14 protein-coding genes are annotated in these 15,621 nt (G+C 58.9%); 13 read left to right on the top strand and 1 reads right to left on the bottom strand.

Features of this window, described 5'->3' with window-relative positions:
• The first annotated feature begins 317 nt into the window (after positions 1–317).
• From radC to GQR90_RS15835, 11 genes are all read left to right on the top strand, one after another.
• Positions 318–992, top strand: coding sequence for a RadC family protein (radC, locus tag GQR90_RS15885; protein WP_158774947.1), 675 nt, complete (start codon positions 318–320; stop codon positions 990–992).
• A 397-nt stretch (positions 993–1,389) separates the two neighbouring features.
• A complete protein-coding gene (rpmB, locus tag GQR90_RS15880) occupies positions 1,390–1,626 on the top strand; it encodes a 50S ribosomal protein L28 (RefSeq protein WP_158774946.1) in 237 nt (78 codons plus the stop codon).
• Positions 1,627–1,718: 92 nt separating this feature from the next.
• Positions 1,719–1,874, top strand: coding sequence for a 50S ribosomal protein L33 (gene rpmG / locus GQR90_RS15875; protein ID WP_024951224.1), 156 nt, complete (start codon positions 1,719–1,721; stop codon positions 1,872–1,874).
• Between the two features lie 158 nt (positions 1,875–2,032).
• Entirely contained in the window at positions 2,033–2,848 is an 816-nt protein-coding gene (mutM, locus tag GQR90_RS15870) for a bifunctional DNA-formamidopyrimidine glycosylase/DNA-(apurinic or apyrimidinic site) lyase (RefSeq protein WP_158774945.1), read from the top strand.
• A gap of 118 nt (positions 2,849–2,966) precedes the next feature.
• Positions 2,967–4,157 (top strand): class I SAM-dependent rRNA methyltransferase, encoded by a 1,191-nt coding sequence (locus tag GQR90_RS15865; protein WP_158774944.1) that lies wholly within the window; start codon positions 2,967–2,969, stop codon positions 4,155–4,157.
• Positions 4,158–4,272: 115 nt separating this feature from the next.
• Entirely contained in the window at positions 4,273–4,641 is a 369-nt protein-coding gene (locus tag GQR90_RS15860; protein ID WP_158774943.1) for a putative signal transducing protein, read from the top strand.
• Complete coding sequence (locus GQR90_RS15855) at positions 4,638–5,150, top strand: acyl-CoA thioesterase (protein WP_158774942.1); 513 nt, start codon at positions 4,638–4,640, stop codon at positions 5,148–5,150. The genes GQR90_RS15860 and GQR90_RS15855 overlap by 4 nt, the downstream gene beginning before the upstream one ends.
• Before the next feature lie 178 nt (positions 5,151–5,328).
• Positions 5,329–6,450 carry an alanine dehydrogenase gene (gene ald, locus GQR90_RS15850; protein ID WP_158775614.1) on the top strand — a complete coding sequence of 374 codons (1,122 nt, stop codon included), beginning with the start codon at positions 5,329–5,331 and terminating at the stop codon, positions 6,448–6,450.
• A gap of 236 nt (positions 6,451–6,686) precedes the next feature.
• Positions 6,687–7,700 (top strand): tryptophan--tRNA ligase, encoded by a 1,014-nt coding sequence (locus tag GQR90_RS15845; RefSeq protein WP_158774941.1) that lies wholly within the window; start codon positions 6,687–6,689, stop codon positions 7,698–7,700.
• A 212-nt stretch (positions 7,701–7,912) separates the two neighbouring features.
• Positions 7,913–9,157: a YeeE/YedE family protein gene (locus GQR90_RS15840; protein WP_158774940.1), complete on the top strand. Its 1,245-nt coding sequence runs from the start codon at positions 7,913–7,915 to the stop codon at positions 9,155–9,157.
• Between the two features lie 311 nt (positions 9,158–9,468).
• On the top strand, positions 9,469–11,148 hold the full coding sequence (locus GQR90_RS15835; protein WP_158774939.1) for an NAD-dependent malic enzyme: 1,680 nt from the start codon (positions 9,469–9,471) through the stop codon (positions 11,146–11,148).
• Between the two features lie 107 nt (positions 11,149–11,255).
• Here the strand turns inward: GQR90_RS15835 and acnA are convergent, their stop codons facing one another.
• Entirely contained in the window at positions 11,256–14,000 is a 2,745-nt protein-coding gene (acnA, locus tag GQR90_RS15830) for an aconitate hydratase AcnA (protein WP_199269442.1), read from the bottom strand.
• 289 nt (positions 14,001–14,289) lie between these two features.
• Between acnA and GQR90_RS15825 the strand changes: the two genes are divergently transcribed.
• Positions 14,290–14,655 (top strand): CPXCG motif-containing cysteine-rich protein, encoded by a 366-nt coding sequence (locus tag GQR90_RS15825; protein WP_233266348.1) that lies wholly within the window; start codon positions 14,290–14,292, stop codon positions 14,653–14,655.
• A gap of 268 nt (positions 14,656–14,923) precedes the next feature.
• Positions 14,924–15,526, top strand: coding sequence for a peroxiredoxin (locus tag GQR90_RS15820; RefSeq protein ID WP_024951235.1), 603 nt, complete (start codon positions 14,924–14,926; stop codon positions 15,524–15,526).
• Positions 15,527–15,621 lie beyond the last annotated feature (95 nt).

The following is a 15,621-nucleotide window of genomic DNA, read 5'->3' as shown; positions in this document are numbered from 1 at the left end:
ATATGTCCTGCGTCCCTGATTCGTCGATGTCGAAGCTCTCGAGTCTGCTCTCTACCATATCACCGCGACGCAACCTTGCGTAGCGTCTCCGACGGGGTGCGGCGTCTACCACGAGTGCATTTACTGACATGCCATCCTGATTTCCAAGGCTAGCGTTGAAGCGACAAGCGTTGAGAGTGTCAGTGGCAGGCATGGCTTTGAGTCACCACGCTTCTCATTCTTAACGATGGGTCTTGGCTGGTACGAAGCGTACATCAGCGCTAGCGCTGGACGCCGATTCTCAAGCCGTATTTCAGACGACGCGGAAGAGGTGAAGCATGGGGATTCGAGAGTGGCCGATTGGGGAGCGCCCGCGCGAGAAGTTGATGTCGCTGGGTGCTGCTGCGCTGTCGGATGCCGAGTTGTTGGCAATATTCTTGCGAGTCGGTATCAAGGGGCGCTCTGCCGTGGATCTGGCGCGTGACCTATTGACCACCTTTGGTGGTCTTAGACCGTTATTGGAGGCGACGCGAGAGGAGTTTTGCTCCGCCCGAGGCCTTGGTGATGCCAAGTATGTCCAGCTGCAGGCCTCGCTTGAGCTGTCGCGTCGTCACCTGGAAAGTCTGTTGATGCGGGGGGCCGCGCTGACGTCGCCCGTACTCGTGAGGCGCTATCTGTCGTCACATCTACGGGATCTACCGCATGAGGTCTTTGCGGCACTCTTTCTTGATAGTCAGCATCGCGTCATACGCTTTGAGACGCTCTTTACCGGCACGCTGGATGCCGCCGCTGTCTATCCGCGTGAAGTGGTAAAGCGTGCGCTGGCACTCAATGCAGGTGCCTTGATTCTCGCGCATAACCATCCCTCGGGCGTCGCTGAGCCCAGCGATGCCGACCGACGCATCACTCAACGACTGGAAGAGGCATTGGGCTTGTTTGATATCCGTGTGCTGGATCATTTCGTCGTTGGCGACGGTGAAGTCATCTCTTTTGCAGAGCGTGGCTGGCTATAAAGGGCAGCTCGCCAGCATCGTGAGGGGCATGCTGTAGCACGGGGGGATTGCAAAACAGGGCACTGGTTGTGGTAATGTTGCGCCTCCCGTATCACCCACCACAGAATTCGCGACCACTCTGGCCGACATTGGCTGAGTGAAGCGTTCGGCTAAGCAAGCGGCTGTACCGATGTGACACTTCGGGCACGGGCGTGTTGGCGAAAAAAATCCGTCTTGGGCGTGCTTTCGCGTTCCTCTTCGGGTAAAATGCTGCGCCTGCACGTTCCAGTACCCTGAAGCTTGTCTTCCGGAACGGACGTAACACACTTTGAAATCAGGGCATGAGGCGGCGCCTGCCACTTCCGGTTTGCCCGACAGGTTTTGAACAACTTAGCCAACGCAGCGGTTGGAGGCTCCAATGTCCAAAGTATGTCAGGTTACCGGCAAGCGCCCGGTGACTGGTAACAATGTTTCTCACTCCCAGCGCAAGACTCGTCGCCGGTTCCTGCCGAACCTGCACTCCCACCGTTTCTGGGTTGAATCCCAGCAGCGCTTCGTCAAGCTGCGTGTCTCTACCAAGGGCATGCGCATCATTGACAAGAAGGGTATCGACGAAGTCCTCAAGGACCTCACTGCACGTGGCGAGCGCTTCTAAATTTTAGAAGACAGCCCTTGTAGCCATGGCAACCGGACCGAGAGCGAAGCTCTCATCCGTTCGGTGAATGCGAATGTGGAAGGAAACTGAAAATGCGTGACAAGATCAAATTGGTGTCAAGTGCCGGTACCGGTCACTTCTACACCACCGACAAGAACAAGCGTAACACTCCGGACAAGCTTGAATTCAAGAAGTACGATCCGGTTGTTCGCAAGCACGTGATGTACAAGGAATCCAAGATCAAGTGATCTTGTTTCCCGTCAGCGTGCTGTCGGAACCCTCGAAAACCCGGTCCTGACCGGGTTTTCGAGTATCTGGATGCTGCCCGATAGGGCATCTCCTGCAACAGGGTGTCGGCACTGGCCGCCACCCTGTTGTGCGTTTGGTCGTAAGTCGAGGACGAAGTATGCCCGAATTGCCAGAAGTCGAGACGACTCGCCGCGGTATCGCACCGCTGGTCGAGGGCCAGGAGGTCACTGAGGTGATCGTGCGTCAGCCACGTCTGCGTACCCCTGTCCCGGGAGAGCTTGCTGAATGGTTGGTCGGGCATCGCTTTGGCGAATTGTCTCGGCGTGCCAAGTACCTGTTGCTGCCTATCGCCGAGGGCCATCTACTCTGGCATCTCGGGATGTCGGGTAGCCTCAGGTTGGTGCCGCTGGGCACTCCGCCGCGTACTCACGACCACGTAGATGTGGTGCTGGGCAACGGACAGATACTGCGCTATCACGACCCGCGTCGCTTTGGCTTCGTGGATTTCGTGCGCGGTGACCCATATGCCGATATCCGGTTGAGCCGACTGGGGCCGGAGCCACTGTCTGACGCATTTACCGGCGAGTATCTCTTTACGCGTTCGCGCCGCCGCCGTGTCGCGATCAAACCGTTCCTGATGGATAACGCCAACGTGGTCGGTGTCGGTAACATCTACGCGAGTGAAGCGTTGTTCTCGGCCGGCATCGATCCGCGTCGACCTGCAGGTGACGTCACCCGTGAGGAGTGCGGACGGCTAGTCACATCGGCAAGTACGGTGTTGGCAGCGGCTATTGAGCAGGGCGGAACGACCCTGCGTGACTTCGTTGGCGGCGACGGCAAACCGGGCTACTTTGCCCAGCGTCTCAATGTCTATGGACGTGGTGGCGAGCCCTGTCGCGAATGCGGCCACGAGATCATGAGTCTGGTGCTTGGCCAGCGGGCAAGCTGCTTTTGCCCTTACTGCCAGCACTAGTCCACTGCTTGACCGGGGGCCCTTCCGTGACCGGGGCCGCCATGACGACTAGAATAGGCCCGTTCGGGCGCGTCCTGTCGTCGTCCTGTCCCCTTCCTCTGCTTTCTGGATATTTACCGTGACTGAACGTCTGCGCCTGAAAAAGAATGCTGATCGCCGCCTCAAGGCTGGCCATCTGTGGCTGTACTCCAATGAAGTCGACATCGCCGAAACGCCGATCAAGAATTTCGAGCCGGGTGCTCAAGCGATCATCGAGGCCAGCAATGGTCGTGCGATGGGGGTGGCGTACGTCAACCCGAACTCGCTGATCTGCGCGCGTATCGTGTCGCGCGACCCAGAACAGTGTCTCGACCGCTCGTTGCTGGTGCATCGCTTCAATCAGGCGCTGGCCCTGCGTGAGAGCCTCTACGACAAGCCTTACTATCGCCTGGTTCATGGTGAAGGTGACCTGCTGCCGGGTCTGGTCGTTGACCGTTTTGGTGACGTGCTGGTCTGTCAGCTCAATACCTTCGGTATGGAGCGTCTGGCGGAAGTGATCGTCGATGCGCTGCTGAAGGTCGTCAAGCCGACGGCTATCGTGTTCAAGAACGATTCCAGTGGCCGTCGTCAGGAACAACTCGATCGCAGCGTCGAAGTCGTCTACGGCGAACTACCGGACGACGTCATGCTGGAAGAGAACGGCGTCAAGTTCACCGCGCCGGTACTCGATGGCCAGAAAACCGGCTGGTTCTATGATCACCGCGACAACCGTGCGTGGCTCAACCGTCAGGTGAAGGGCAAGCGCGTCCTGGATCTGTTCAGCTACGTCGGTGGTTGGGGCGTGCAGGCTGCTGCACATGGCGCCAGCGAAGTGCTGTGTGTCGACTCTTCTGCCGCCGCATTGCAACGCGTTTCTGACAATGCCGTGCTCAATGGCGTCGAAGACCGTGTTTCCACTGCGGAAGGCGATGTCTTCGAAGCCATGGCGGCACTGCGTGCTGAAAGCGAGCAGTTTGACGTGATCATCGTTGATCCGCCGGCCTTCATCCGCAAGCGCAAGGACATCACCAACGGCGAGCGTGCCTATGCGCGCCTGAACCGTGAAGCCATGCGCCTGTTGGGCCGTGACGGCCTGCTGATGTCAGGTTCCTGCTCCATGCATCTGGCACCGGATCGCCTGATGGATGTCGTGCGTGGCGCTGTACGTCACCAGGATCGACACGGCCAGGTCATCTTCCAGGGCCATCAAGGCAGTGATCACCCGGTGCACCCGTCGATCCCCGAGACGTCCTATCTCAAGGCACTCGGCCTGCGCGTGTATCGTGACTAAGCATCGTGATTGATCAGTGCTCAGCGCTGACGTCATGGCTGTAACAGCGCCGCCCTTCGGGGCGGCGCTGTCGTTTATGGCTTTCGTCCTTCCGGGACTCTGGTAATCTGAGGGCATGTATAGACGACTAACATCTCACCATAACCTCGTGCTCATCGATCATTGGCGCAATCTGCTGGAGAGCGAGGGCATTCCCTGTGAACTGCGCAACCGCCTGCTTGGTGCGGCGGCAGGTGAGCTTCCGGTACATGATTGCGAGCCGCAGCTATGGGTGGCTGAGCATAATCTATCGCGCGCCCAGCAACTGCTGGCACGTATCGAGTCAGCGCCTGCCCAGCCGGATTGGCAGTGTGCCTGTGGTGAATGCCTCGAAGGAAGCTTCAGCGAATGCTGGGCCTGTGGTGCCAGCGCACCCATCGATGTGGGTGCTCCACCGGATGGCCATGCTACCGACACGAGCACTGATTCGGAGTTTGTCGCATGAGCTTGCCGCATGATGGGCCGACTGCCGAGGCCTTGGCAACGTCCGACGAGTTGAACGCGGCTTCTCCCGGCTGGGCATTGCCTCGTCCATTTCTACTGCCGATCACGGTGGCCCAGGAGTCCCTGGACGGCTATGGGCATGTCAACAATGTGGAGTATGTCCGCTGGCTGGAGCAGGTCAGCTGGGCGCATTCCGAAGCGCTCGGGCTAGGACTTGATCACTACCGTGAGCAGGATCGCGCGATGGCCATTCATCGGCATGAGATCGACTATCTGGCCAGTGCCCGTCTCGGTGAGACGCTGATGCTGGCGACCTGGTTGGTGGACTGTGATGGGCGACTGAGCCTGACGCGACGCTTTCAATTGCGCCGTTGCAGTGATGGGGTGTCGTTGCTCGCTGCGCGGACACGCTTTGTGTGTATAGAGCTCTCCAGTGGACGCGCCCGGCGTATGCCAGCTGCCTATCGTGAGTGCTATGGCGAGGCGCTGGTGAGTGAGGAATCTGCCTAGTCGCCAAATTTGCATCCATTGTTCTGTAAAGGTGGTGTGATTTGGTGGAAGCCACTGGTATCTGGCTGGCGAGTCAGCGTCATGTCTGCTGTGCTTAAAGGGTATTGCGTGCAATGCGTATTACTTGACCAGCAGCACTCCGCCAGCAGCACTTCACCAGCAGCACAAGGAATTCGCCATGCAGATCGCCGTGCCGAAGGAAATCAAGAACCATGAGTATCGCGTCGCACTCACCCCCGCGGGGGTACGTGAGCTGATCGCTCATGGGCACGAGGTGACTGTCGAGTGTGGCTCCGGGGAGGGCAGCGGCTACAGTGATGCCGAGTATCAAGGTGTCGGTGCGCGGCTTGAATCAGACGTTGAGCGTATCTTTGCTGCGGCTGAGTTGATCCTCAAGGTCAAGGAGCCTCAGCCTGACGAGGTGGCGCGACTATCCAAGGGTCAGACGCTCTTCACCTATCTACATCTGGCTGCCGCTCGCGAGCTGACCGAGGGCCTGTTGGCCAGTGGCGTCACCGCGATTGCCTACGAAACGGTGACGGACCCTGCTGGCGGCTTGCCGCTACTGGCCCCGATGAGTCGTGTTGCTGGGCGTATGGCGATTCAGGCCGGCGCGCATGCATTGGAGAAGGCGCAGGGCGGGTTGGGTGTGCTGTTGCCGGGTGTGCCTGGTGTTGCCCCGGCCCGCGTGACAGTCATCGGCGGTGGCGTAGTGGGCGAGAATGCCGCGCGCATGGCATTGGGGCTGGGTGCTGAAGTGGTGATTCTCGATACATCACTCGCACGCCTCGAGACGCTGGACCATCGTTATCAGGGCCAGATTCGTACCGTATATTCCACCTCTGAAGCATTGGACGAGGCGATACGCCACTCGGTGCTCATCATTGGTGCGGTATTGGTCCCCGGTGCCGCAGCGCCCAAGCTGATACGACGTGAGCACCTGCGTAACATGACGCCCGGTGCGGTACTGGTGGATGTTGCCATTGATCAGGGTGGCTGCTTCGAGACCAGCCGACCGACCACGCATGCTGACTCCACCTATCTGGTCGATGGCATCGTTCACTACTGCGTGGCCAACATGCCCGGCGCCGTATCGCGCACATCGACTCAGGCCCTCACCAGTGCCACGCTTCCGTATGTCGTACGCCTCGCCAATGGTGGCTTCCGCAAGGTGTTAAGTGAAGATCGTCACTTTGCTGGCGGCCTCAATGTTCACGATGGCCACCTCATCTTGCCGGAAGTCGGTGAAGCCTTCGATATGCCCGTTACGCCATTGGATGAGGCGCTGAGAAAAGGCTAGTGGAGGGAGGCGGGGGCAAGGCTTGAGATTAAAGAGAGGGACTTGCATACCAGGCCCTCGAATGCGACCAGGGCATAAGGCAGGGCGAGGGGTAGGCCTTACGGAGGCTATCCGCCTCGGGGTAAGATAATGGCAATCATGCATCGGGGCTCCCGTCTGAGGCGGTGGCCCCGATGCGTTCTGTTGCAACGTACATTGCAAGATTACTCCGACACAGACGGCCAAGAAGTGCATCCATGACCAAGACTCGCGTTCTTACCGGCATCACGACTACCGGCACCCCTCACCTCGGCAACTATGTTGGCGCTATCAAGCCTGCTATCGACGCCAGTCAGGACCCGACGGTCCAGTCCTTCTACTTCCTGGCTGACTTCCATGCCCTGATCAAGTGTCAGGACCCCAAGCGCGTACAGGAATCGCGTCGTGAGATCGCCGCGACCTGGCTGGCGCTGGGGTTGGATACCGACAACGCCATCTTCTATCGCCAGTCGGACGTGCCGGAAATTCCGGAACTGATGTGGTTGCTCAATTGTGTCTGCGCCAAGGGACTGATGAATCGTGCGCATGCCTACAAGGGCGCCGTGGCCGAGAACGAAGAGAGTGGTATCGATGAGCTGGATCGCGGCATCAGCATGGGCTTGTTCAGCTATCCGGTGCTGATGGCGGCGGACATCCTGATGTTCAATGCGCACAAGGTGCCGGTCGGGCGTGATCAGATTCAGCACATCGAGATGGCCCGCGACATGGCGGGACGTTTCAATCACCTCTTCAAGGGCAACTATTTCACCATGCCTGAGGCGGTGACTGACGAGAAATCCCAGCTGCTGCTGGGTCTTGACGGTCGCAAGATGTCCAAGAGCTACAACAACACCATCCCGTTGTTTGGCACCGAGAAGCAGCTGCTCAAGAGCGTGCGCAAGATCAAGACCAACTCGCTGGAGCCGGGTGAGCCGAAAGATCCGGACACCTGTTCACTGTTCCAGATCTACTCGGCCTTCGCCAACGAGGCGGAAGTGGCGGCCATGCGTGAGCAGTATGCGGCCGGTATCGGCTGGGGTGATGCCAAGAATGAGCTGTTCGAGTACCTCAATGCTCATCTCAAGGACCCGCGTGAGCGTTACGTAGCACTGATGGAAGATCCGGCGCATGTCGAGGCCATTCTCAAGCGTGGTGCCGAGCGTGCACGTGATGAAGCTGCACCGATGATGGCGCGTCTACGGAGCGCAGTGGGTCTGGGTAGCTTCCTCTAACGCCTACGTCATTTCACGTATCGCCATGAACACCCGTCATCGTTTTCGATGGCGGGTGTTTTCGTGAAAAGGCCGGGTGAGTGACGCCTCATGGCTTTATATGCCTGCATGGAATGATCAGCGCTCTGAAAGTTCGTTCACAGGCATAAGGGAAGGCGTTAGGCTTGGCGCAATGATGAATGCAACATGACCAGAATGTCGGGGAGCGAGATATGAAACACGACGCAATACAGGGCAGGGCCAGCGGGCCTGATCTGCCTTCCACCACTATCAATCCGCGTGCCATCTGGGCCGGTGGGCTGTTGGTGATCGCCGCCATCATCCTGACCCTGGTGGCCAGCTGGCGGCAGGGGCTATTGCTGTTGGTCGGTGGCGCTCTGGGCGTAGTGCTCTATCACGCCGCCTTCGGTTTCACATCTGCATGGCGTGTTTTCATCACTGACCGTCGTGGTCGTGGATTACGCGCCCAGATGCTGATGTTGGCGATTGCCGTGGTGCTGTTCTTTCCGGTGCTGGCAGCGGGCAGTCTGTGGGGGCAGGAGGTATCGGGCTTCGTGTCGCCGTTGGGTATCTCGGTGGTAGTCGGTGCCTTCCTGTTCGGGCTCGGCATGCAACTGGGTGGCGGCTGTGCCTCGGGCACGTTGTTCACAGTCGGTGGCGGCAATGCACGCATGATGATCACCCTGATCTTCTTCTGCGTTGGCTCCGTGATCGGTACCGCGCACTTCAGCTGGTGGCAGAGCCTGCCATCACTGCCGCCGGTCTCGCTGGTGGATAGCTTCGGCGCAGTGGGCGGTATCATTGTAAGCCTGGTACTGTTTACCATCATCGTGGTGGTGACACGTACACTGGAAAAGCGTCGTCATGGCACGCTCGAGAGGGCCGCCGAGACTGACAGTCAGCCGCGTGGGCTGTCACGTTTCCTGCGTGGCCCGTGGCCGCTACTGACGGGTGCCGTGGCGCTGGCGCTGCTCAACTTCGCGACGTTGGCATTGGCTGGTCGGCCGTGGGGCATCACCTCAGCCTTCGCACTGTGGGGCGCCAAGGCGTATACCACGCTGGGCTTTGATGTGAGTGATTGGGGCTACTGGCAGGCAGCCGGCAATGCCAAGGCGCTGGCAGCACCGCTTTACAGCGATATCACCACGGTGATGAATATCGGTATCGTGGTCGGCGCACTGGCTGCGGCATTGCTGGCGGGCAAGTTCGCGCCGAAGTGGGACATTCCGCTGCGCTCGCTGATCGCGGCAGTGATCGGTGGGCTGTTGCTGGGCTATGGTGCGCGCCTGGCCTTCGGCTGCAACATCGGTGCCTACTTCGGCGGTATCGCCTCTGGCAGCCTGCATGGCTGGCTGTGGTTGGTGATGGCCTTCGCCGGCAACATGCTGGGTGTGCGCCTGCGCCCCTTCTTTGCGTTGGCCCCCCGCAAGGCAGCCTCGCGGGCCGACCTCGCCTGAGCCAGAAGGCAAGTGGCAAGACGGCGATAGATACCCGACTTTCACTGTGAAGCGCATGACCCCGGACGCCCTGCCTGCCCCTCGATGAGAGTGGCGTGCGGGGCGTCTTGCATCGTGAATGGCATCTCGCAACGCAACGTCAGGCAACCTCGTCCCAGACTGCCGGTGCATAAGGTGCGCATGTTATCATTCGGCCCTGGTCGCACGTGGTAGTCGCACGTCGACAGGTCCCTCGGGCGTACGGCAGCCTGCAGTCATGCTGCAGAGAGTGTCGGGCGTGAGGTCGTCCCAACTGAATGAAGAGTCCCGCCATGACCGATACTTCCAAGCGCTCCCTGTATGTTCCTTATGCTGGCCCGAGCCTGCTCGAGATGCCGCTGCTCAACAAAGGCAGTGCCTTCAGCCTTGAAGAGCGTGTCAGCTTCAATCTGATGGGGCTGCTGCCACAGAATGTCGAGAGCATCGAAGAGCAGGTCGTGCGGGTCTACAGTCAGTATCAGCAATGCACCAATGATCTCGACAAGCACATCTTGCTGCGTTCGGTGCAGGACGACAACGAGACCCTGTTCTTCCGTGTGCTCGAGGAGCATCTCGAAGAGATGATGCCGATCATCTACACTCCGACCGTCGGTCAGGCGTGTGAAGAGTTCTCCAATATATACCGTAATCACCGTGGCCTGTTCATCTCCTATCCGGACCGTGAGCACATGGATGACATCCTGCGCTCCGCGACCAAGGACAACGTCAAGGTCATCGTTGTCACCGATGGCGAGCGTATCCTGGGGCTGGGCGATCAAGGCATCGGCGGCATGGGCATCCCGATTGGCAAGCTGTCCCTTTACACCGCCTGTGGCGGCATCAGTCCCGCTTATACGCTGCCGATCTCGCTGGATCTTGGCACCAACAACGAAAAGTTGCTCGGCGATCCGCGTTACATGGGCTGGCGTCACGAGCGCGTCACGGGCGATGACTACAACGGCTTTGTCGCCGACTTCATCACGGCCGTGAAGCGTCGCTGGCCGAAAGCGCTGATCCAGTTCGAGGATTTCGCGCAGGCCAATGCCATGCCGCTGCTTGAGCGTTATCGCGATGAAGTCTGCTGCTTCAACGACGACATCCAGGGAACTGCTTCCGTCGTCGTTGCGACTCTGATGGCAGCTTGCAAGGCCAAGGGCGAAAAGCTTTCTGATCAGCGCGTCACTTTCCTGGGCGCCGGCAGTGCGGGTTGCGGTATCGCCGAGATGATCGTGGTGGCGATGGTCAAAGAAGGCATGGACGAGCGCGAAGCGCGCAAGCGCGTCTTCATGGTCGATCGTTTTGGTCTGCTGACCAGCGATATGGATGGCCTCTATGACTTCCAGAGTCGTCTGGCCCATGACGTGGGCAGCGTTGCCGAACTGGGTGACCGTGGGCTGCTGGACGTAGTCAAGGGTGCACGTCCGACGATATTGATCGGCGTATCCGGTCAGCGCGGCCTGTTCAGCGAAGACGTGATTCGTGCCATGCATGCCGGCTGTGAAAGCCCGCTGGTCATGCCGCTATCCAACCCGACCTCCCGTGTCGAAGTGACGCCGGCTGAAGTCATTGAATGGACCGATGGCAAGGCGCTGGTTGCCACTGGCAGCCCGTTCGCGCCGGTCGAGCACAATCGTCAGACTCATGTGATTGCACAGTGCAATAACGCCTACATCTTCCCGGGCATCGGTCTGGGTGTGCTGGCAGCCAATGCTTCGCGCATCACCGACAACATGTTGATGGCCGCGGCCAATGCGCTGGCCAACAACGCGCCTATCGTCGTGAACGGCGAAGGTGCATTGCTGCCGTCTCTAGGCGACATCCAGTCCATCAGTCGGCAGATCGCCTTCGATGTGGCGCGTCAGGCGCAGGCCGATGGCGTGGCACTGGCATCCAGCGAAGAGGTGATACTCGCCAATATCGAGAAGAACTTCTGGCAGCCGCGTTACCGCTCCTATCGTCGCAAGGCCTTCTAAGCTCTCGTCGCAAGGAATGTCGCATAAAAAACCCCCGCAGGCTCAGCCTGCGGGGGTTTTTGTCTTTCTGATGCTTACGACTCAATCACATGCAGTGGAACTGAGGATTACAGCATGCCGCGCAGCACATAGTGGAGAATGCCGCCGTGACGGTAGTACTCCAGCTCGTTATCGGTATCGATACGGCAGAGTGCCTCGATTTCCTGTTCGCCTTTCTCGCCCTTGAAGGTGACCTTGACCTTGCCGCCGGCGCTCAGGTCATTCAGGCCGCTGATGCTGACTTCCTCGTCACCGGTCAGGCCCAAGGATTGACGGCTCTCGCCTTCCGGGAACTGCAAGGGTACGACGCCCATGCCGATCAGATTGGAGCGGTGGATGCGCTCGTAGGATTCGGCAATCACTGCGCGCACACCCAGTAGCAGGGTACCCTTGGCAGCCCAGTCCCGTGAGGAGCCTGTGCCGTATTCCTTGCCTGCTATCACCACCAGAGGTGTCTTGTCCTCGGCGTACTTCATGGCGGCATCATAGATCGCCATCTGTTCACCGGAAGGCACGTGACGGGTCTCGCCACCCTCGACGTTATCGAGCATCTCGTTACGGATACGCACGTTGGCGAAGGTACCGCGCATCATCACTTCGTGATTACCGCGACGCGAGCCGTAAGAGTTGAAGTCCTTGACCTCGACGCCGTGCTCCTTGAGATAATGGCCGGCCGGGCTGTCTGGCTTGATGGCACCGGCGGGGGAGATGTGATCCGTCGTCACCGAATCGCCAAGCATGGCCAATACGCGGGCATTTTCGACATCCTTGACGGGTTCCGGCTCACGCTTCATTCCCTCGAAGAAGGGCGGATGCTGAATATAGGTGGAGTCTTTCCACTCGTATACCTCGGCTTCCGGAACCTCGATGGCCTGCCATGTCTCGTCGCCGTCGAAGACCTCGGCGTACTCCTTGCGATACATCTCGGTACGTACTTGCTCGACGGCCGTGGCGATTTCAGCCTGGGTCGGCCAGATGTCCTTCAGGAAGACATCGTTGCCCTCGGTATCCTTGCCCAGCGGCTCCTTGGAAAGGTCAGTCCGCACGGTACCGGCCAATGCATAGGCGACCACAAGGGGCGGTGACGCCAGCCAGTTGGTACGCACGTTGGGATGCACACGGCCTTCGAAGTTACGGTTGCCAGACAGCACCGAGGCGACCGTCAGGTCTCGCTCGTTGATGGCAGCTTCGACGGAGTCCGGTAGCGGGCCGGAGTTACCGATACAGGTAGTGCACCCGTAGCCGACCAGATTGAAGCCCAGTGCGTTGAGATCCTCCTGCACACCGGCGGACGTCAGATAGTCGGTGACGACCTTGGAGCCCGGCGCCAGTGAGGTCTTGACCCATGGCTTGCTGCGCAGGCCCTTCTCGCGCGCCTTGCGTGCCACCAGGCCCGCCGCCAGCATCACGCTGGGGTTGGACGTATTGGTGCAGGAGGTGATGGCGGCAATGACGACATCGCCGTGATCAAGGCGGAAGGTTTCACCTTCAAGTTCACTGTAACCGACGTCCTTGTCATAGCTCTGTTCGACATCCACGGCTGTCTGGCCGCCTTCAGAGAGCCACTTGCCTTCCTCGACCGTCGGCACTTCGCCCAGCTGCTCATTGAGAATCTTCTCAAAGGCCTGCTTGATGTCCGTCAGTGCAACACGATCCTGCGGGCGTTTGGGGCCAGCGAGACTGGCCACGACTTCGGTCATGTTCAGCTCAAGGATGTCGGAGAACACCGGCTCATGCCCTGTTTCGCGCCACAGGCCCTGCTCCTTGGCATAGGCTTCGACAAGTGAGACCTGTTCGTCGGAACGACCAGACAGGCGCATGTAGTTGAGCGTCTCGCCATCCAGCGGGAAGAAGCCACAGGTTGCGCCGTATTCCGGTGCCATGTTGGCGATGGTGGCGCGATCGGCCAGCGGCAAGTCATCAAGGCCGTCGCCATAGAATTCGACAAACTTGCCGACCACGCCACGGCTTCTCAGCATCTGGGTGACGGTCAATACCAGGTCAGTCGCGGTGATGCCTTCGTTGAGCTTGCCGGTGAGCTTGAAGCCGACCACCTCAGGAATCAGCATCGAGACGGGCTGGCCCAGCATCGCGGCTTCCGCCTCAATGCCACCGACGCCCCAACCCAGTACGCCAAGGCCGTTGATCATCGTCGTGTGCGAGTCGGTGCCGACTAGCGTGTCAGGATAGGCAAATGTCTTGCCATCTTCCTCTTTGGTAAAGACGGCGCGGCCCAGATACTCGAGATTGACCTGGTGACAGATGCCAGTGCCTGGCGGCACGACGGAGAAGTTATCGAAAGCCTGCTGGCCCCAGCGCAGAAACTCGTAGCGTTCGCGGTTGCGCTCCATCTCGATGCGCACGTTGTCCTTGAAGGCTGAGGCATCACCGTAGTGGTCCACCATGACCGAGTGATCGATGACCAGATCCACCGGTGTCAGAGGATTGACCTTCTCCGGGTCGGCGCCGAGCTTCTTGACAGCATCACGCATCGAGGCCAGATCGACCACGCCCGGCACGCCGGTGAAGTCCTGCATCAGAACACGTGCCGGGCGGTAGCCGATTTCATGCGTGCTGGAAGCGGTCTTCTGCCAGTCGGCCAATGCCGTGATGTCAGCCTTGGTGGCGGTCTCGCCATCTTCGAAGCGCAGCTGGTTTTCCAGCAGCACCTTGAGAGTGAAGGGTAATCGCGTCAGGTCGCCCAACGTCTCGGCCGCTTTCTTCAGCGAGTAATAGTGATACTGCTTGTCTCCGACCTTTAGCTCGGAGAGTGTATTGAGCGAATCCAGTGACTGAGAGTGCTGGGAACCCATGATTCTCCTCCTTGTCATTATCTTGCCCGGACCAATAACTGATGATTCATCAAGCAGCTATCAAAAACAGCGCTGTCGTCAGGTGCTGTCTGGCCGGATGCGAAGCGTCGCAGGCGAGCGATATCCAAAATCGCAAATTACGTCATGGTTAAAGCTATGGTCATCATGTGACAGAAAATCAAGCGTACGCAACGTAATGGACGCAGTATAAGTAAGGAACCCAGTGTCGCGTTCGCTGCCATACAGGTGAGAGTCGGCGGTCGCCGACGCCGATGTCGTGGAGGTTGCCATGCGTGATGACGCCAGTGAAAGCCCGGAGTCTGCAGGACTGCCGGAAGATGATGAAATGCTTGATGCTGCCGTTGAGCAATGGCTGGCGGAGCATTCTGCTGGCCAGCCCGATGAATGGCCAGGGCATGAGTTACTAGAGAGTGAAGGGGAGGGGGCGACCAATGATGCGCTGCATGAAGCCGAGATCAACTGCCCTTACTGCGATACTCCCTTTACGTTGTTTCTCGATCTGGGCGAAGGTAGCGCGTTGAATATCGTCGACTGCGAACGCTGCTGTCAGCCGATTCAGGTGCGCCAGCAGGTAGATCTGGTCAGTGGTGAGCTGAACGGAGTGGATATCGGCCAGGATGATGATGTCTTATGATCCTGGTGCGGCACGATGCTGCTACACGGCATCCTGAGCACTTTGATCACGCAGTGCTTTGATCACACAGTGCTTTGGCTGCACAGTACGAGTACTCTGGCGGCAAGGCATTCAACATCACTGTCATTGAACTGCTATAGCCAATTTCTATGATGCTGATTGTGGCAAACATTTGGCATCTGCAACCTGTGACGATTAGTCTGTGTAGCGATTCATCACGAAGGCGGCCCGCTGCCTTTAACATCATCATCATTTTCAGGAGATCACCATGAGCGTATTGGTCGGACGTCAAGCCCCGGATTTCGAAGCCGCAGCAGTACTGGGTGACGGCACCATCGTTGACAACTACAAGCTGTCCGATTCCAAGGGCAAGCTGCGCGTGCTGTTCTTCTGGCCGTTGGACTTCACCTTCGTGTGCCCGTCTGAAATCATCGCCCACGACAATCGTCTGGCGAAGTTCAAGGAACTCGGTGTTGAAGTCATCGGTGTTTCCATCGACTCCCAGTTCACTCACCACGCATGGCGCAAGACTTCTCCGGACGCTGGCGGCATCGGTGAAGTCGGCTTCCCGATCGTGGCCGACGTCAAGCACGAAATCGTACAGGCATATGGTATCGAGCATCCGGAAGCAGGTGTCGCTCTGCGCGCTTCCTTCCTGATTGACGAAGACGGCGTTGTTCAGCACCAGGTCGTCAACAACCTGCCGCTGGGCCGCAACGTCGATGAAATGGTCCGTATGGTCAAAGCCCTGCAGTTCCACCAGACCAACGGCGAAGTTTGCCCGGCAGGCTGGGAAGAAGGTCAGGAAGGCATGAAAGATACTGCTGAAGGCGTCGCCAAGTACCTGGCTGGCCACTCCAGCAGTCTGTAAGTCGCTGCCTGAACTAGAGAAGGGTATCGGCGAGCTGGTCGCCGCCCGCTCTACAAGCGAGTCGCCTGCCTCTTGAGAATATCGAGAGGTAGGTG

This window comes from Cobetia sp. L2A1 (assembly GCF_009796845.1).
Lineage (GTDB): Bacteria > Pseudomonadota > Gammaproteobacteria > Pseudomonadales > Halomonadaceae > Cobetia.
Note: the sequence above shows the minus strand (reverse complement) of the source record. Positions and strands in the feature narration are given on the sequence as shown.

Coding starts and splice junctions, on each gene's coding strand:
- radC (WP_158774947.1), top strand. CDS start 318: ATGGGGATTCGAGAGTGGCCGATTGGGGAGCGCCCGCGCGAGAAGTTG.
- rpmB (WP_158774946.1), top strand. CDS start 1,390: ATGTCCAAAGTATGTCAGGTTACCGGCAAGCGCCCGGTGACTGGTAAC.
- rpmG (WP_024951224.1), top strand. CDS start 1,719: ATGCGTGACAAGATCAAATTGGTGTCAAGTGCCGGTACCGGTCACTTC.
- mutM (WP_158774945.1), top strand. CDS start 2,033: ATGCCCGAATTGCCAGAAGTCGAGACGACTCGCCGCGGTATCGCACCG.
- GQR90_RS15860 (WP_158774943.1), top strand. CDS start 4,273: ATGTATAGACGACTAACATCTCACCATAACCTCGTGCTCATCGATCAT.
- GQR90_RS15855 (WP_158774942.1), top strand. CDS start 4,638: ATGAGCTTGCCGCATGATGGGCCGACTGCCGAGGCCTTGGCAACGTCC.
- ald (WP_158775614.1), top strand. CDS start 5,329: ATGCAGATCGCCGTGCCGAAGGAAATCAAGAACCATGAGTATCGCGTC.
- GQR90_RS15845 (WP_158774941.1), top strand. CDS start 6,687: ATGACCAAGACTCGCGTTCTTACCGGCATCACGACTACCGGCACCCCT.
- GQR90_RS15840 (WP_158774940.1), top strand. CDS start 7,913: ATGAAACACGACGCAATACAGGGCAGGGCCAGCGGGCCTGATCTGCCT.
- GQR90_RS15835 (WP_158774939.1), top strand. CDS start 9,469: ATGACCGATACTTCCAAGCGCTCCCTGTATGTTCCTTATGCTGGCCCG.
- acnA (WP_199269442.1), bottom strand. CDS start 14,000: ATGGGTTCCCAGCACTCTCAGTCACTGGATTCGCTCAATACACTCTCC.
- GQR90_RS15825 (WP_233266348.1), top strand. CDS start 14,290: ATGCGTGATGACGCCAGTGAAAGCCCGGAGTCTGCAGGACTGCCGGAA.
- GQR90_RS15820 (WP_024951235.1), top strand. CDS start 14,924: ATGAGCGTATTGGTCGGACGTCAAGCCCCGGATTTCGAAGCCGCAGCA.